This is a genomic window from Streptomyces sp. NPDC030183, from assembly GCF_055573455.1.
The window spans coordinates 209,129-225,290 of record NZ_JBVIBK010000008.1; the positions used below are offsets into that span (position 1 = coordinate 209,129).

At 72.8% G+C, this 16,162-nt stretch carries 13 protein-coding genes; 9 read left to right on the forward strand and 4 right to left on the reverse strand.

What is annotated here, in order from left to right; translation table 11 throughout:
* The first annotated feature begins 212 nt into the window (after positions 1-212).
* Entirely contained in the window at positions 213-2,339 is a 2,127-nt protein-coding gene (locus tag ACZ4Z2_RS12300; RefSeq protein ID WP_468074971.1) for a cell division protein PerM, read from the forward strand.
* Positions 2,340-2,384: 45 nt separating this feature from the next.
* Here the strand turns inward: ACZ4Z2_RS12300 and ACZ4Z2_RS12305 are convergent, their stop codons facing one another.
* Positions 2,385-3,173 (reverse strand): hypothetical protein, encoded by a 789-nt coding sequence (locus tag ACZ4Z2_RS12305; protein WP_468075109.1) that lies wholly within the window; start codon positions 3,171-3,173, stop codon positions 2,385-2,387.
* A 537-nt stretch (positions 3,174-3,710) separates the two neighbouring features.
* On the opposite strand from ACZ4Z2_RS12305, the gene purN reads away from it, so the two are divergent.
* The gene (purN, locus tag ACZ4Z2_RS12310; RefSeq protein WP_055521971.1) at positions 3,711-4,340 is read left to right on the forward strand and encodes a phosphoribosylglycinamide formyltransferase; all 630 of its coding nucleotides are present in this window, start codon (positions 3,711-3,713) and stop codon (positions 4,338-4,340) included.
* On the forward strand, positions 4,337-5,920 hold the full coding sequence (gene purH / locus ACZ4Z2_RS12315; RefSeq protein WP_468074973.1) for a bifunctional phosphoribosylaminoimidazolecarboxamide formyltransferase/IMP cyclohydrolase: 1,584 nt from the start codon (positions 4,337-4,339) through the stop codon (positions 5,918-5,920). Before purN ends, purH begins: the two co-directional genes overlap by 4 nt.
* A gap of 331 nt (positions 5,921-6,251) precedes the next feature.
* Here purH and ACZ4Z2_RS12320 read toward each other — a convergent pair whose 3' ends face one another.
* Positions 6,252-6,833, reverse strand: coding sequence for a hypothetical protein (locus tag ACZ4Z2_RS12320; RefSeq protein ID WP_468074975.1), 582 nt, complete (start codon positions 6,831-6,833; stop codon positions 6,252-6,254).
* Positions 6,834-7,229: 396 nt separating this feature from the next.
* Here ACZ4Z2_RS12320 and ACZ4Z2_RS12325 point away from each other — a divergent pair, with 396 nt between their 5' ends.
* The 3 genes from ACZ4Z2_RS12325 to ACZ4Z2_RS12335 all read left to right on the forward strand — a co-directional run bounded on the left by ACZ4Z2_RS12325 (position 7,230) and on the right by ACZ4Z2_RS12335 (position 9,806).
* Positions 7,230-8,084 (forward strand): bifunctional methylenetetrahydrofolate dehydrogenase/methenyltetrahydrofolate cyclohydrolase, encoded by an 855-nt coding sequence (locus ACZ4Z2_RS12325; protein WP_055521975.1) that lies wholly within the window; start codon positions 7,230-7,232, stop codon positions 8,082-8,084.
* Positions 8,085-8,424: 340 nt separating this feature from the next.
* Positions 8,425-8,940: a DUF3017 domain-containing protein gene (locus tag ACZ4Z2_RS12330; RefSeq protein WP_468075111.1), complete on the forward strand. Its 516-nt coding sequence runs from the start codon at positions 8,425-8,427 to the stop codon at positions 8,938-8,940.
* Between the two features lie 374 nt (positions 8,941-9,314).
* On the forward strand, positions 9,315-9,806 hold the full coding sequence (locus ACZ4Z2_RS12335; RefSeq protein WP_468074977.1) for a helix-turn-helix domain-containing protein: 492 nt from the start codon (positions 9,315-9,317) through the stop codon (positions 9,804-9,806).
* 66 nt (positions 9,807-9,872) lie between these two features.
* Here ACZ4Z2_RS12335 and ACZ4Z2_RS12340 read toward each other — a convergent pair whose 3' ends face one another.
* Positions 9,873-10,406 carry a peptidoglycan-binding domain-containing protein gene (locus ACZ4Z2_RS12340; RefSeq protein WP_468074979.1) on the reverse strand — a complete coding sequence of 178 codons (534 nt, stop codon included), beginning with the start codon at positions 10,404-10,406 and terminating at the stop codon, positions 9,873-9,875.
* 560 nt (positions 10,407-10,966) lie between these two features.
* Between ACZ4Z2_RS12340 and ACZ4Z2_RS12345 the strand changes: the two genes are divergently transcribed.
* The 3 genes from ACZ4Z2_RS12345 to ACZ4Z2_RS12355 all read left to right on the forward strand — a co-directional run bounded on the left by ACZ4Z2_RS12345 (position 10,967) and on the right by ACZ4Z2_RS12355 (position 14,891).
* Positions 10,967-12,265, forward strand: a complete 1,299-nt coding sequence (locus tag ACZ4Z2_RS12345) for a helix-turn-helix domain-containing protein (protein WP_468074981.1) — start codon at positions 10,967-10,969, stop codon at positions 12,263-12,265.
* Positions 12,266-12,786: 521 nt separating this feature from the next.
* Complete coding sequence (locus tag ACZ4Z2_RS12350) at positions 12,787-13,776, forward strand: malate dehydrogenase (protein ID WP_468074983.1); 990 nt, start codon at positions 12,787-12,789, stop codon at positions 13,774-13,776.
* A gap of 170 nt (positions 13,777-13,946) precedes the next feature.
* Positions 13,947-14,891: a hypothetical protein gene (locus ACZ4Z2_RS12355; RefSeq protein ID WP_468074985.1), complete on the forward strand. Its 945-nt coding sequence runs from the start codon at positions 13,947-13,949 to the stop codon at positions 14,889-14,891.
* Positions 14,892-14,907: 16 nt separating this feature from the next.
* Here ACZ4Z2_RS12355 and ACZ4Z2_RS12360 read toward each other — a convergent pair whose 3' ends face one another.
* Complete coding sequence (locus ACZ4Z2_RS12360; protein ID WP_468074986.1) at positions 14,908-16,050, reverse strand: FAD-dependent oxidoreductase; 1,143 nt, start codon at positions 16,048-16,050, stop codon at positions 14,908-14,910.
* Positions 16,051-16,162: the final 112 nt, after the last annotated feature.

Here is a 16,162-nt window from a genome sequence, read left to right on the forward strand (position 1 = left end):
CCGGGAGCGGGTGGGGCGCCAGTCTCGGTGGGGGCCTGGGCCCCGGTCATCGGTGGTCCTCGTGTGGTGCGGAAGCCCGCTGAGAACCCTGATGGGCCGCTCTCCGGTGCGTCTGGGGGACCGCCCCGCAAACGAGAAAGCACATAAGCACATAGTGGGCGACACGTGCGCAAATACCCCGTTACGCGAGTAAAGCGCGTGTCGTTGGGAGCATGGCGGACGTGACGCACGTGACCGACCCGAACGACCCGTCCACCGCATCGGACAACCCCTCCCCGCACGGCCGGCCGGTGCCCCCGTCGACCTCCCCGGCCGGTACGCCGCCGCAGCTGTCCGCCCTGTCGCCGCTGCTCGGCCGGACCCGCCGCCGGCCGTCCCGACTGGTCGCCGGGATGCTGGGCGGAATCCTGGCGGCGGGGCTCGGCCTCGGGGCGTTCGCGGCGCTGGTGATGGTGCTGTGGATCAGCTCGCCCTACCCGGACAGCGGGCCGGGCGGGGCCCTGCACGTGGCGGCGGCCCTGTGGCTGCTGTCGCACGGAGTGGAGCTGATCCGGACCGACACGCTCTCGGGCGACCCTGCCCCCGTCGGCCTCGTCCCGCTGCTGCTCCTCGCGCTGCCCCTGGTCCTGCTGCACCGCTCGGCCCGCGACCACGCGGGGGACGGCTACGGGACGAGTGTGCGGGCGACCTGGACGGGGCTCGTCGCGGGCTACACGGCCGTCGGCGGTGCGGCCACGTTGTACGCCTCGGGTGGTGCGCTGCGGCCTTCGTGGTTGTGGGCGGTGGTGTGCGTACCGGCGCTGGCGGCGCTCGCGGCGGGGACCGGGGTGTGGGCAGCGCACGGGCGCCCCCCACTGCCCCTGCCCGCGCCCCTCGGTGGCGTGCTGGAGACGGAAGGCAGGCGACAACTGCTGACCGCGGCGGGACGGGCCGCCGGGGCGGGCGCGCTCGCGCTGGTCGGCGGCGGGGCGCTGCTGGTGGCGGTGTCCCTGGTGGGGCACGGTGACGCGGTCCGCGCCTCGTTCCCGCAGCTCACGGAGGGGTGGTCGGGTCGTTTCGCCGTACTGATGCTCTGCGTGGCGCTGCTGCCGAACGCGGCGGTGTGGGCGGTGGCCTATGCGCTGGGCCCCGGGTTCGTCCTGGGCGCCGGGTACGCCGTAACACCCCTGTCGGCGTCGGCGTCGGCGTCGGTGGCGGCCTCGGCTTCGGCTTCGGCACCGGCCGCCCTGCTGCCGCCGTTCCCGCTGCTCGCTGCGGTGCCGACGGGGGGCGGTACGCCGGTGATCTGGGTGGTGGGGGTCGTACCACTGGCCGCCGGGGTGACCGTGGGCTGGTTCACGGGGACGCGTGCGGCGGCGGAACGGGGCGCGCCGTGGTCCGTGCGCCGTACCGCCGCCGCGGCTCTTGTCGCCGCCGCCCTGTGCGCGGTGACCGTCGCCGGGCTCACCCTCCTCGCGAGCGGCCCCCTCGGAGTCGCCGCGCTCAGCCACTTCGGCCCCACCTGGTGGCAGACCGGCGGTGCGGCCGGAGCCTGGGTGGCCACCGTCGCCCTGCCCCTCGCCCTCACCTCACGCTGGTGGCGCGTCCGTGCACACAGGACGAGCCCGCAGAGGGGCACGGACCCGGCAGGGGCCACTGCCTCCGCCCGGCGGCCCACAGCACGGAAGAGGCCCACCGAGGAGCGAAGCGGCCTGACGGGCGGCCTGACGAGCGGCGTGTTCCGACGCGACGAGGGGGGCGGCCTGAGGAGCGGCCTGTTCCGACGCGACAAGGGGGCAACGGCGGAAGGGGAACGGCCCGGGAAGAAGCCGGCCGTGGCGAGCCGGAAGCGCGGGACTGCTGCGGGACCCGGAGGGGCGGTGGCCGCCTCGCGGCCGTGGGAGTTGGAGAAGGCGTTGGACGCCGCGGCGCCGCGTGAGCGCTTCGCGGATCTGTCACTGGCCGCCCTGGTGTCCACGGCCCAGGCACACGCGGATCGACATCTCGACCGGCCCTTGGACCCGCCTCTCGACCGGCCCTTGGACCCGCCTCTCGACCCGCCCGTGGACCGGCCTCCGGACCTGCCCTCGGACGAGCGAGGTGCTGCCGGGGGAAGCGCCCCGGCCGCAGATCACCCGGACCGGCCCGCCAAGGCCGCGCCCTCCGCCGCTCCACCCCACCCCGAGGCGAGCCCCTCCTCACGCCCGGGGCGGTGGCTCCGAGCCGCGGCCCGCCCGCTGTCCTCGTGGTTCTCCAGGGCGACGCGAGGTCAGGTCGCCGCGCCGCCGCAGTCCCCCGTCGGCCGTGACGAGACGGCGTCGGCCAAGGAACCAGCGAAGGCGCCGGGCCGAGCCCCTTGAGCTGGTACGTCGGCGGGGCGGCAGATCGCAGGGGCAAACGCCGGACTACTGCCCGCTGCCCAGCATCTCGCGTACCGGCCCCTCCGGGAGGAGTTCCTTGCAGGACTTCTCGGAGGCCGTGGTGAGGGCGTCGTCGACGCAGGTGTAGTAGTCCCGGTAGACGAACTGGGTCGTGAACGTGGCGAGCACGACGGTCAGGGCGAGGGACCCGGTCACAAGGCCGCTGATGGCCGCCGTCCGCTGCGGGCGGCCGCTCACCTCGGGGCGGGCCGGCGCGTCCGGGTCCGGCGTCCGGGGCTTGGCGCGCAACGCGCTGATCGCCCAGTACAGGGCCAGCGAGCCGAGCAGCAGTGCCACGTACGGCCAGGCGAACAGCGCGAAGAAGAAGGCCCACATGCCGGAGAGCAGCGCGTACCGCGCGTGACGCTGGGCGGGGTCGGTCGGGTCCCAGCGCATTCCGGCGCCCGGACCGCCCTCGGGGCCCTGACCCGGACCGCCCGGACCCTGCCCACTTGGGCGCTCACCGAAATGTCCACCGGTGGAGCGGCCGGGCTGCCGGTCGCTCCACTGACTGCCCCACGGCGAATGACCATCCCCGCCGGGGCCGCCGCCGTGCCCGCCGTCGGAGCCCTGACCGCCCGCGGGCCGCCGAGGCTGCCACGGCCGATCGGGCGCCCCCTCCGGCGGCGGCGCGAACGGGTTGTCCTCGGCCGAACCGGACGACCCCGGCTGCCCGGGCCGCTCGGCGGCGTCCTCGCTCTCGCGCGGAGGCGTGGGAGAGGAGCTCCGCTCGCGCAGCAGGAGCGAAGGAAGGCGGAGGCTGCGGTCCGGCATCAGGAGTGCGTCTTCCCCTTGGTGGATACGGCGGTCGAGTACGGCGGGTCGAGTACGGCGGTAGGTACGGCTGTGGTCGAAACGGCGGATGGGCGCAGCGGTGAACAGGTCGGTGTCGTCGGTGTCGACGGCGTCGGCTGAACACACTGCTGAGCGCGCCGGGTCCGGCGGTTGAACCGGCTGGTAGGGCTTGAGCTGTCACTTCGTGAACGCCCCGCGCACCGGCCGCGTTCCCGACCGCCTTCCCGGGCCCGCTCCTCGCAGACGCTACCTTCCGGCCACGCCCCCGTCCCACGGGGGCCGCCGGGTGTGCCGGTATCGTTGCTGACGGTCGGCCGGTTCGTAGACTTCCCCGTATCGCGGGACGTAAAGCATTCGTGTGAATGCACAAGCGCAACGTACGGGTGCATGCGATGTGCGCGTGCGCAGCGCGCACGTACGGACCCGGCGGACCGGATCGCTCCGCACGACCGTGGAGCGGTCCCCAGGAGCCCGTGCGCACCCGCACGGCACCAGAACCGCAGAAAGGGTCCCACCGTGGCCGCCAAGCCCGTGGCCAAGCGCCTCGTCGTGCTGGTATCCGGATCCGGCACCAACCTCCAGGCGCTGCTCGACGCCATCGCGGCGACCGGCGTCGAGGCGTACGGCGCCGAGATCGTGGCCGTCGGCGCCGACCGCGGCGGCATCGAGGGGCTCGCCCGGGCCGAGCGCGCCGGGCTGCCGACGTTCGTCTGCCGCGTCAAGGACCACGGCACCCGCGAGGAGTGGGACGCGGCGCTCGCCGAGGCCGTCGCCGCGTACGAGCCCGATCTGGTCGTCTCCGCCGGGTTCATGAAGATCGTGGGCAAGGAGTTCCTCGCCCGGTTCGGCGGGCGGTTCGTCAACACCCACCCCGCCCTCCTGCCCAGTTTTCCCGGGGCCCACGGCGTACGTGACGCGCTCGCGTACGGCGCCAAGGTCACCGGCTGCACCGTCCACTTCGTCGACGACGGCGTCGACACCGGGCCGATCATCGCGCAGGGCGTGGTGGAGGTCCGGGACGAGGACGACGAGAGCGCTCTGCACGAGCGCATCAAGGAAGTCGAGCGAAGGCTGCTCGTCGATGTCGTGGGGCGGCTCGCCCGCAACGGCTATCGCATTGAGGGACGAAAGGTAGTTATCCAGTGACCGCCGACAGCACTGTCACGGCCGAGAGCGGCAAGCGGGCCATCCGTCGCGCGCTCGTCAGCGTCTACGACAAGACCGGGCTCGAGGAGCTCGCCCGTGGCCTGCACGAGGCGGGCGTGGAGCTCGTCTCCACCGGGTCGACCGCCGGGCGCATCGCCGGCGCCGGCGTCCCCGTCACCAAGGTCGAGGAGCTGACCGGCTTCCCCGAGTGCCTGGACGGCCGGGTCAAGACGCTGCACCCCAAGGTGCACGCGGGCATCCTCGCCGACCTCCGGCTGGAGGACCACCGGCGCCAGCTCGCCGAGCTGGGCGTGGAGCCGTTCGACCTGGTGGTCGTGAACCTGTACCCGTTCCGTGAGACCGTCGCCTCCGGCGCCACCCCGGACGAGTGCGTGGAGCAGATCGACATCGGCGGCCCGTCGATGGTGCGCGCGGCCGCCAAGAACCACCCCTCGGTCGCGGTGGTCACCAGCCCCGCCCGGTACGCGGACGTCCTGACGGCCGTCAAGGACGGCGGCTTCGACCTCGTCGCCCGCAAGCGGCTGGCCGCCGAGGCGTTCCGCCACACCGCCGAGTACGACATCGCCGTCTCCTCCTGGTTCGCCTCGGCCTACGCGCCCGCCGACGACTCGCCGTTCCCCGAGTTCATCGCCGCCGCCCTGGAGCGCAAGAGCACCCTGCGCTACGGCGAGAACCCGCACCAGCCCGCGGCCCTCTACGTCGACGGCACCGGCAGTGGTCTCGCCGAGGCCGAGCAGCTGCACGGCAAGGAGATGTCGTACAACAACTACACCGACACGGACGCCGCCCGCCGTGCCGCGTACGACCACGACGAGCCCTGCGTCGCGATCATCAAGCACGCCAACCCCTGTGGCATCGCGATCGGTGCGGACGTCGCCGAGGCGCACCGCAAGGCGCACGCCTGCGACCCGCTGTCCGCGTTCGGCGGGGTCATCGCCGTCAACCGGCCGGTGAGCAAGGAGATGGCCGAGCAGGTCGCCGAGATCTTCACCGAGGTCATCGTCGCGCCCGACTACGAGGAGGGCGCCCTCGACGCCCTCGCCAAGAAGAAGAACATCCGTGTGCTGAAGGCCCCGGCCGCGCCCTCCCACCCCGCCGAGGTCAAGCCGATCGACGGCGGTGCCCTCCTCCAGGTGACGGACCGGCTCCAGGCCGACGGCGACGACCCGGCCAACTGGACGCTCGCGACCGGCGAGGCCCTCTCCGCCGACGAGCTGGCCGAGCTGGCGTTCGCCTGGCGGGCCTGCCGCGCGGTGAAGTCCAACGCGATCCTCCTCGCCAAGGACGGCGCCTCGGTCGGCGTCGGCATGGGCCAGGTCAACCGTGTGGACTCCGCGAAGCTCGCGGTCGAGCGGGCCGGCGCCGAGCGGGCTCAGGGCTCGTACGCGGCCTCCGACGCCTTCTTCCCGTTCCCGGACGGGCTGGAGATCCTCACCGAGGCCGGCGTCAAGGCCGTCGTGCAGCCCGGCGGCTCGGTCCGTGACGAACTGGTCGTGGAGGCCGCGCAGAAGGCGGGCGTCACCATGTACTTCACGGGGACCCGGCACTTCTTCCACTGAGCGCCGGCCAGGCCAGGACAGAGCAGAGCAGAAGGGGCGCGCCGCTCGATGCGGAGCGCCCCGCGCGTTCTCGGACCGGTACAGAGGCGTCGTCCGTTCCGCTGCGAGGCTCAAGGGGTCAGCCCACTGCTGCGTGACCGGAGCCTTCGGCTATCTGCTCCGCCCCGGTGAGACGCAGAGCGGCCCCAACCGGGTGCGCTCACTCTCGCCTCGTCCGACCGGCGGGGCCTGCCCCTGGTGAACACCGGGAGTACGGAGGGCCGTGCGCCTCCTGGAACGCCGAAGGGCCGTACCCGTGGGACGGGGTACGGCCCTTCGTGGGCTCGGCGGCTCAGTAGCGCGGGCGGTTGAACCACGCCTTGCCGTTGGCGTTGCCGACGAAGACGGCGATCAGGATGCCCAGCACCAGGTGGACCAGGCCGATCAGGAAGAACGGGTAGATGCTCAGGACGGCGGTGATGATGCCGAAGACCAGGGCTGCGACGCGTACGCCGTTGCCGCCGCTCTTGAACTTCACGGCGAGCATGATCGCGTAGACGAGCCAGCCCACGGCGAACACGGCGATCGCCCACATGAGGCCCACGGGGATGTCACCGAGCGCGTTCTGGAGCGCCGGGTCCTCGGTGTTGTCGCTGGCCGCGCTCACGGCCACCGCGCCGATCGCGTACAGCAGCACGCCGATCACCTGGAGGCCGACGATGACCCAGAGCATCACGCGGGCCGCGTTGACCGTGCTGGGCATGGTCGTGGGCGCGCCGCCCGGGTACCCGCCGCCGTATCCCTGCGAGACCGGCGGGGCGGTCGGGTAGCCGTAACCGGGCTGCTGGGGCTGGTTCTGCTGCGGGTAGCCGTAGCCCTGGGACGGCTGCTGCTGGGGCTGGCCGTAGGGGTTGTTCGGGTCGCCGAAGCTCATGGCGGGTCTCCTCCGTTGCCTTGTGCGGGGACGCGCGGCACGGGTCGGAGGAATGCCCTGGTCTGTTGTGGTCACGCCCCCCGGCAGTGCCCGCGGCACTGTGCCCCAATCGTTTTATATGCCCGCTCGGATGTCCAGCCGCATTTCCGGGACGTTGTGCAAGTGCAACACATCCGATCTTGACCGGGCGTGGCTGGGTCCGGCAGGCCGGGCTGGGCGGGGCAGGGGCCCGGGGAGCGGAGCGGCCCTCGGTCCGGCGCGGGGGTCCGGCGCGGGGGTCCGGCGCCGCGCGGGCACGCCCCGGGCACACGGCAAGGCACCCCGGGACCCCTTGGTGGATGTCCGATGGGCGGCCGGATTGGAACCGGGACCCCGTCATCCGCGAAGATTGGGGCCATGACCGCCCAGATTCTCGATGGCAAGGCCACCGCAGCCGCGATCAAGTCCGATCTGACCGCCCGCGTGGCGGCCCTGAAGGAGAAGGGCGTCACGCCCGGCCTCGGCACGATCCTCGTCGGGGAAGACCCCGGCAGCCAGAAGTACGTCGCCGGGAAGCACCGCGACTGCGCGCAGGTCGGCATCGCCTCCATCCAGCGCGAACTGCCCGCGACCGCCACCCAGGAAGAGATCGAGGCGGTGGTGCGGGAACTCAACGAGGACCCCGCCTGCACCGGCTACATCGTCCAGCTGCCCCTTCCCAGGGGCATCGACGAGAACCGCATCCTCGAACTGATGGACCCCGACAAGGACGCCGACGGCCTCCACCCGATGAACCTCGGGCGTCTCGTCCTCAACGAGCCCGCCCCGCTGCCCTGCACCCCGAACGGCATCCTCACCCTCCTCCGCCACTACGGCGTGGAGATCAAGGGCGCCGAGGTCGTGGTCGTCGGCCGCGGTGTGACCATCGGCCGTCCGATGCCGCTGCTGCTGACCCGGCGCAGCGAGAACGCGACGGTCACGCAGTGCCACACCGGCACGCGCGATCTGGCCGCCCACCTCAAGCGGGCCGACATCATCGTCGCCGCCGCCGGCTCCGCGCACCTGGTCCGGCCCGAGGACGTCAAGCCGGGTGCCGCCGTCCTCGACGTCGGTGTCTCCCGCTCCGCCGAGGGCAAGATCGTCGGAGATGTCCACCCGGGTGTCGCCGAGGTCGCCGGCTGGATCTCCCCCAACCCCGGCGGCGTCGGCCCCATGACCCGGGCCCAGCTGCTGGTCAACGTGGTCGAGGCGGCGGAGCGCAGTGCCGGCTGACGACAAGGCCCCGGGAAGGCCCGAGAGCCGGGGAACGCCCCCGGCCTCGGCGAAGCCGAGCACACCGGGGCAGCCGACGGATGCCGGAACGCCGGGGGGGCCGGCGAAGACGGCCGGGACGGGGACGTCGGCCGCGTCGGGGAGGTCGGCCGCGTCGGGGACGTCGAGTGTGTCGGCGAAGTCGGCCGGGACCGGCACGTCGGTCACGTCGCATGCATCGGTCGAGACGGGTGACTCGGCGAAGCCGGGCCGGGCCGAGAAGCCGGGCGCGGCTGTGGAGCCCGGCGCGGCTGTGGAGCCCGGCGTGGCAGCGGAGCCGGGTGGGGCGGAGAGGGTGGAGATGGCGGGGCGTACGGGGGAGACGGAGAAGGGCGGGGCGGCCGTGACGGGGAGCGCGCCCGACGAGATCGAGGTGCGGGACGCCATCAGCGTGCCCGACGCCGAGGGCAAGCCCGTCCGCGCCACCCGGCGCTTCCCGATGTTCACCAGGGACACCGCCCGGCCCGAGGGCGGCGGCCGTGCCGCGCCCCGGGACGCGCCCGCGCCCGCCCGGCAGTGGCCGATCCTCGCCGTGCTCGGCACCGTGGGCCTCGGCCTGCTGCTCACCGCGTTCGACGAGTTCCGGCTCGGCACGATCCTGGTGGGCTCGGCCCTGCTCGGTGGGGCGATGCTGCGCTGGCTGGTGCCGGACGTCGGCATGCTCGCCGTCCGCTCCCGCTTCACCGACATGGTCACGTACATCACGCTGGGCACCGTCATCGTGCTCCTCGCGCTGATGGCGCAGCCGAAGCCGCTGCTGGAGATCCCCATCCTCAAGGACACCCTGCACTTCACCGTCGGCGACGAGACCGGCTGACCGGACGCGAGACAGCGGCCCGTCCCCTCCCCCGAGTCAGGACGGACCGCCGTCGCGATCTACCCTCGTGCACGGCGGACGCCCCGTTCAACAGCTGCCGACCCGCTGTGGCACGGAAGTGACAATTCCGCCGAGGTGTCCCCACCCGGCCACGACGCCCGCACCCGCAGGTCACCTCCGGGTGCGTCCCGCCGCCGCACCCCGCCCCGCACCCCGCCCCGCACCCGCCCCCGCGTCCGCCGCGCGCCCTCCGTGCTCCGGCACGCCGTGCGGTCGCCCCACGCGCCCAGGCCGTCGACCCGCCCGGTGGGAACCGGTCCCGCCTCGGTCGTCGTCACTTGCTCAGATCCCCGACCGAGCCCAGGAGGCAGTCGATGAGCGCCTGGCAGCCGCTGCCGGACGGGCTCCCCCCGGAGGTGCAGCACTTCGTCGAGCAGATGCGGCTGCTCAAGGACCGGACGGGGCTCAGCCTGGTCGCCCTCGGCGCCCGCACCGCGTACAGCAAGTCCTCCTGGCAGCGGTACCTCAACACCACCCAGCCCCCGCCCCGCCAGGCCGTCGTCGCCCTCTGCAAGGTCGCCGGGGAGGACGCCGAACGCTTCGGCGTGCGTTGGGAGCCGGCCGTACGGGTCTGGCCGCGCCCGGCGCCGCCCCTGACGCCGGACCTCTCGTCGGCCACCCCCGGGACGGCGGACGCGGAGGCGTACGAGGACGACCCCCCGCTGCCCTGGTGGGACACCCCCGCCGAGGTGCCGGAACCACGCCGGCCAGGCCGTCTCGCCGTCTACGCCGCGCTAGGCCCTGTCGTCCTGGCGGCCCTCGTCCTCGTCGGGGCCGCACTGCTGGGGGCCGCCACGCTGTCGTGACGGCCCCTCGTCGCAGGCGGCGACGGCCTGACGACGGCTCAGGGCGTCGTCAGGCCCTCCGGAACCTCAGCTGCGCCAGTCGTACGCCGCGAGCTTCCACTTCGAGCCGACGCGTACGTAGTACTTCCCGTCGAGCCGCTTGAAGGTCACCTGGTTCACCGTGCCCGTGTACGTGACCAGGCCGTCGGCGTACGGCCCGTCGAGGAAACCGTCGGCCTGCCCGAACGTCTCCTGGCCGACGATGCCGTCGATGTCCTCCAGCTCCTCCTGCGCCTGCCAGTACTTCGTCGCCGAGCGGGTCTTCCAGCCGAAGACCCCGTCGATGTCCCACAGGGTGAAGGTGTGCAGATTCCCGCCAGCGTCCTTCCACTTGGCGCCGTCGGCGTAGAGCACGCTCTGCCACAGCCGGGTCGCGTTGCTCCTGGAGTGGCTGTTCACGGACAGCGTGCCCTCGTCGCCCCAGTCGTTGTACGCGGCACCGGAGCCGTCGACGACGTGCGGCCCGGAGGCCGTGGCGAGCGGAGCGGCGGCACCGAGCGCGAGCCCGGCCGAGGCCGTCACGGCGGCTGCCGCGAGCAGCATCCTGGCCTTGAGTTGCATGTGATCCCCCTGGTCCCCTGGTCCCCTGATCCCCGTATGACTTTCCGACAGCATCGACAGCATCGACAGCATCGACAGCATCGACAGCGTCGACGGACATCGACGGCATCGACAGGACACAGACGCCACTCACGGATCCCTGTTCGACGTGGGTGACCGTGCCTGTGCCGTGGTCGTGCCGATGTGCTGGCGAGTTCGAGGATTTACCGACGATCGGCTCGGCGCCAGGGCTAACGTGAGTATTTGGGACGGTCCGGGACGTCCCGCGCGGGGATCTGTCAATCCGCCCGGAAAGCCGGGATGTCGATGGGACACTGGACCACGGACCGGCAGGGGGCGCGCATTGGGTGTGCGCCCAGCCCGAAATGCTCCCGCACGCCCCTTTTCCGGGAACTGACATCCCGGCCGGGCGCATCCCAATGGGTAGTCCAGAACGGGGTCGAAAGAGGGCCTCGGGCTCGGTCACGGACCAGGATTCAGCGAGGGCATCATGCGCGGCACAGGGATAGTCGGCACGGGGGGCATGTACAGAGACGCTCAGGGGGAAGAGGGGGGAAGCAATGCCTCGTTGGAGGGCCTTGCCGGATGAACTCGATCCACAGGTCAAGGAGTTCGCGAGCCAACTGCGCAGGCTCGTCGACCGCGGTGGACTGAGCATCGCCGCGGTGGCCGACCGTACGGGCTACAGCAAGACGTCATGGGAGAGGTACCTCAACGGCAGACTTCTCGCGCCGAAGGGCGCGATCATCGCGTTGGCCGAGGTGACCGGCACCAATCCCGTCCATCTGACGACCATGTGGGAGCTGGCCGAGCGTGCCTGGAGCCGCTCGGAGATGCGCCACGACATGACCATGGAGGCCATCCGTATCTCCCAGGCGCGCGCCGCGCTGGGTGAGACCGGGGGCCAGGCGGCCGTCAAGGGCGGCCAGAGCGCCAGGGCGGGCCGGAGCGCGACGGCGACACCGGGCATCGCGGGGCCGGCGGGTGTCTCCCCGACGGTTCCGCCGCAGCCCCGGGGGCCGGAGGAGGAACGCACCACCCGTTCGCCGTACGGGAGTTCGACCCCGTCCTCGTCGCCGTCCACCAGCGCGTCTTCGTCGTCGCGCTACGGCAGCGGCGGGCCGGGGGCGGCCGCGAGTGCTTCCCGCGTCAACTGGGGCGCCGCCTCGCCCTCGTCCGCCCGGGGTGCGGCCGGGACACCGTCCACTCCGCCGACACCGGCCCCATCGGCCTCGACGGCGTCCCCGGCGTCCTCGTCGTCCTCCGCGGCGTCGGCCCGTGCGGGTGGTGGCGCGGCGGCTCCGTCCGGTGTCTTCGGCCCGCCGCCCGGAGGTACCGGCCGTACCGACGACGGAGGAGCGGCGCCCGGACGGCGGGTGTCGATGTTCCTGGCGGGAGCCGTCGGCGCGCTCGTCGTGATCGCGGCCGCGTTCTTCCTCACCCAGGGCGACGGCGGGGGCCAGACCGAGGGCAAGCCGCCTGCCAACACCTCGACGGGGACCGGCACCGAACCCGACCTCCCGGCCGGCGTCAAGTGCGCCGGAGCCGACTGCACCGGCAAGGACCCCGAGACCATGGGGTGCACGACGGGTGTCGTGAAGACCGCGGACGAGGCCACCGTCGGCACGGCCCGGGTGGAGGTCCGCTACAGCGAGAACTGCCGCGCGGCCTGGGCCCGCATCACCCTGGCGGCCCAGGGCGACGAAGTCCGCGTGGCGGCCGGCAAGGTCAGGCAGAAGGCGGCGGTCGAGGAGGCCGGCGACAACATCGCGTACACCTCGATGGTCGCGGTCAAGGACGCCGGCGACGCCACGGCATGCGTAACGCTGGCGTCGGGCGAGGAGGGCTGCACGGGCTGACGGGGCGGCAGCGGGGGGTGGCGCGGCGCGCGGGGGGTGGTGCGGCGCGCGGGGGGTGGTGCGGCTCTGTGGGGCGTGCGGTCCTACCGGGGGCGTTCGGGGGGTGTACGGGCGACTGATGGCGTGTCGCGCCCGAACTCCCCGCCCTCGGCGGGCCTGTGACCGTGAGTGATCCCGATCGCCCCCAAAGTAGTCAGAAATTGGAGCGCATGCCTTCCGTTCGCCTGGGCAGGCGGAAGGTACCCCCACGGGAGTCCGGCCCGCCCGGGAGATCGACCCCCCTCTCCCGGCCCGGCACCCCCACCGGCGGCCGCCCTTGGTCCACCCCCCCCAGGACCGGCGGCCGCCTTTTCTTGTGCCCGGCGCGCCAGAACGGGTCGTGTGTGGTGGGCCACACGAACCCGGCCGTCGGGGATCCTGGATGCGCGATAGCCTGACCACCGATCTCTCTTGACGCCAAGAGATCGATCAAACGTCCGGGGCAGGGACGCCCCACCGCCAGCTGTCATACGGAGAACGCCATGACCCGCACTCCCGTGAACGTCACCGTCACCGGCGCGGCCGGCCAGATCGGTTACGCCCTGCTCTTCCGCATCGCCTCCGGCCAGCTGCTCGGCGCGGACGTGCCGGTCAAGCTCCGCCTGCTGGAGATCACGCCGGCGCTGAAGGCCGCCGAGGGCACCGCCATGGAGCTCGACGACTGCGCCTTCCCGCTGCTCGCGGGCATCGACATCACGGACGACCCGAACGTCGCCTTCGACGGCGCCAACGTGGGCCTGCTCGTCGGCGCCCGCCCCCGCACCAAGGGCATGGAGCGCGGCGACCTGCTGGAGGCCAACGGCGGCATCTTCAAGCCGCAGGGCAAGGCCATCAACGACCACGCCGCGGACGACATCCGCATCCTCGTCGTCGGCAACCCGGCCAACACCAACGCCCTCATCGCCCAGGCCGCCGCGCCGGACGTACCGGCCGAGCGCTTCACCGCGATGACCCGCCTGGACCACAACCGCGCGCTGACCCAGCTGTCCAAGAAGACGGGCGTCCCGGTCTCCGAGATCAAGAAGCTCACGATCTGGGGCAACCACTCCGCCACGCAGTACCCGGACATCTTCCACGCCACGGTCGCCGGCAAGAACGCCGCCGAGGTCGTCAACGACGAGAAGTGGCTCGCCGAGGACTTCATCCCGACCGTCGCCAAGCGCGGTGCCGCCATCATCGAGGCCCGCGGTGCCTCCTCGGCCGCCTCCGCCGCCAACGCCGCCATCGACCACATCTACAGCTGGGTCAACGGCACGGCCGAGGGCGACTGGGTCTCCATGGGCATCCCGTCCGACGGTTCGTACGGTGTGGCCGAGGGCCTCATCTCCTCCTTCCCGGTCACCGTCAAGGACGGCAAGTACGAGATCGTCCAGGGTCTGGAGATCAACGAGTTCTCCCGCGCCCGTATCGACGCCTCCGTCAAGGAGCTGGAGGAGGAGCGCGAGGCGGTCCGCGCGCTCGGCCTCATCTGACGGTCACACCCCGACGGCCGCCCAGGCGGTCATCCCAGCGGTTCCACAACTCCGTTGACCCCGCAGGCCGGGTGTCACGGTCCCATAGCGGGCTCGCACAGGCTCTGTCCCGGTTTCGCCCGGGACGGGGCCTGTCGGCGTGTACGCCGCTATCGTCGTCAAACGCGTTCATGCGCACGCGCGTCGACGCAGCCGTGAACGCCCGCGACGGCAAGGGGGACTTGATGGCGCGCTGGGATCCGACGACAGGGCGCTGGGTGGACGACCCGCCCGAGCCCGTCAACGCGTGGCGGATGGCCGTGGTGATCGCCCTCGCGGCCCTGCTCGGGGGCGGCGCCGGGCTCGGCGTATGGACCCTGGCGGGACCCGACGGCGACACCAAGAACCGTACGACCGCCGCGCACACGCCCTCGTCGCCCTCCGCCCCGGAGGCGGGCGCGGGCGGCGGCGACACCGGCCAGGCATGGTCCGGAGGTGGAGATACGGGCGAAGGCGCGGACGGAGGGACGGGCGGACGTTCGAGCGGGACCGCGGGCGGAAGCGGTGACGGGAGTGGAGGCGGGAGCGGTGGCGGGAGTGGGGGCGGGAGGGGTGACGGAGGCGGTGGCGGGGGCACGTCCGGGGCGTCCGGCGGGACCCCGGCCGACAGCGCACCCGGTTATGTGCGTTCGGAGGACCCCGCCGGCTTCACGGTCGACGTCCCCTCCGGCTGGACCCGCACGGCGAAGCAGCCCGAGGGCAAGCCGGCGGTCGTGACGTACGAGTCCCCGGACGGCGCCCGGGTGCTCCAGCTCTTCGAGGTCAGCGAGGAGAGCCCCGCCGCCTCCATGGACGACGCCGAGAACGCGGACTACGGATTCGCCCGCCTCCCCGGCTACCGCGTCCTCGACCGCTCCGACGACGCCACCTACTCCGAGGTCGTCTACCGCTTCGACGGCGAGAGCGGCGCCGGCCCCCGACGGGTCATCGACCACCGCTTCCTGGCCCCCGACGGCACGCCCTACGGCGTACGGTTCAGCGCCCCCGAGTCGACCTCCCTCGGTGACCTGCGCGAGCCGGTCACCAACGCGGTGACGTCCCTGTGTCCGACGGGCGCGACCTGCGTACGCGGCTGAACCGTACTGAGCCTGCTCAGCCCCGCCCCTCCTTCTCGTGCTCCAGGAAGGCCCGCAGGAGCCAGGGGGCCGTGTTGTTCTCGGAGTCGATCTTGTGCAGGTCAGCCCCCTCGAAAGTGGGGACCTCGGCGCTGCGCTGGAACATGGGCTGCTCGTACGCGGTGAGCGCGGCCTCGATGTCGTCGGGGTGCGCGGCGAGGGCCTGGCCCAGTTCGGCTCCGTCGAGCATGGCCAGGTTGGCGCCCTCGCCGTTCGGGGCCGTGAGGTGCGCGGCGTCGCCGAGCAGGGTCACGCCGGGCACCCGGTCCCAGCGATGGCCGAGCGGCAGGGTGTGGTGGGAGCGCAGGACCGGCGCGGTGTCGCTCTCGGTGAGCAGCGCGGTCAGTTCGGGTGCCCAGCCCGCGAACTCCTCCGCGATCCGCGCGAGGGCCGAGGCCGCATCGGTGAAGTCGAGGGCCCCGAACCAGTCCTGGGACCTGCTCAGCGCCACATAGGCGTGGAGGGTGTCGCCGTCCTCCCGGTGGGCGAAGATCTCCTGACCGGGCGCGGGCGCCATCATGAACCCGCCGCCCACCGCTTTCGCGGCGGCCGGATGCCGGGTGTCGGCGTCGAACAGGTAGGTCTCGACGAACGACGTGCCCACGTACTCCGGTTCGGCGGGGGAGAGCAGGGGCCGGATCCGTGACCACGCGCCGTCGGCCCCCACCAGCAGACCGGTGGTGACGGTGTCGCCGTCGGCGAACCTCACCTCGAAACGCCCCTCGCCGAGGGCGCGGGCGCCGGTGGCCTTACGGCCCCACCGGACCGTGCCGGCCGGGAGCGAGTCGAGCAGGATCCGCCGCAACTCGCCGCGCTGCACCTCGGGACGGCCACCGGTGCCGTCGTCGGGCCTGTCCAGCAGGACGGTCCCGTCCGTGTCGAGGAGCCGCATCGCCTGCCGGCCCTCCAGGACGATGCCGCGGAACTCGTCCATCAGGCCGGCCGCGTCGAGGGCGCGCTGCCCGTCGTGTTCGTGGATGTCGAGCAGCCCGCCCTGCGTGCGGGCCGAGGGGGAGGGCTCCGCCTCGTGGACGGTGGCCGGAATGCCGTGCAGATGCAGGACGCGGGCCAGGGTGAGGCCGCCTAAACCGGCGCCGATGATCGTGACAGGAGTGGTCATGGGGGTTCCTCCGCGGGTGAGTTGGGCGACTGTGAGGGTGAGGGCGCCGCACTGGTACGCCGTTCCATGATGGTACGGCGTTCCAACATTGGAACAGCGCTCCAGTCGTGTC

Excerpts from the sequence above, each read along its gene's own strand:
- ACZ4Z2_RS12350 (WP_468074983.1), top strand. The coding sequence starts at position 12,787 with ATGACCCGCACTCCCGTGAACGTCACCGTCACCGGCGCGGCCGGCCAG.
- ACZ4Z2_RS12305 (WP_468075109.1), bottom strand. The coding sequence starts at position 3,173 with ATGCCGGACCGCAGCCTCCGCCTTCCTTCGCTCCTGCTGCGCGAGCGG.
- ACZ4Z2_RS12340 (WP_468074979.1), bottom strand. The coding sequence starts at position 10,406 with ATGCAACTCAAGGCCAGGATGCTGCTCGCGGCAGCCGCCGTGACGGCC.
- ACZ4Z2_RS12320 (WP_468074975.1), bottom strand. The coding sequence starts at position 6,833 with ATGAGCTTCGGCGACCCGAACAACCCCTACGGCCAGCCCCAGCAGCAG.
- ACZ4Z2_RS12330 (WP_468075111.1), top strand. The coding sequence starts at position 8,425 with ATGGCGGGGCGTACGGGGGAGACGGAGAAGGGCGGGGCGGCCGTGACG.
- ACZ4Z2_RS12300 (WP_468074971.1), top strand. The coding sequence starts at position 213 with ATGGCGGACGTGACGCACGTGACCGACCCGAACGACCCGTCCACCGCA.
- ACZ4Z2_RS12345 (WP_468074981.1), top strand. The coding sequence starts at position 10,967 with ATGCCTCGTTGGAGGGCCTTGCCGGATGAACTCGATCCACAGGTCAAG.
- ACZ4Z2_RS12355 (WP_468074985.1), top strand. The coding sequence starts at position 13,947 with ATGCGCACGCGCGTCGACGCAGCCGTGAACGCCCGCGACGGCAAGGGG.
- ACZ4Z2_RS12325 (WP_055521975.1), top strand. The coding sequence starts at position 7,230 with ATGACCGCCCAGATTCTCGATGGCAAGGCCACCGCAGCCGCGATCAAG.
- ACZ4Z2_RS12360 (WP_468074986.1), bottom strand. The coding sequence starts at position 16,050 with ATGACCACTCCTGTCACGATCATCGGCGCCGGTTTAGGCGGCCTCACC.
- ACZ4Z2_RS12335 (WP_468074977.1), top strand. The coding sequence starts at position 9,315 with ATGAGCGCCTGGCAGCCGCTGCCGGACGGGCTCCCCCCGGAGGTGCAG.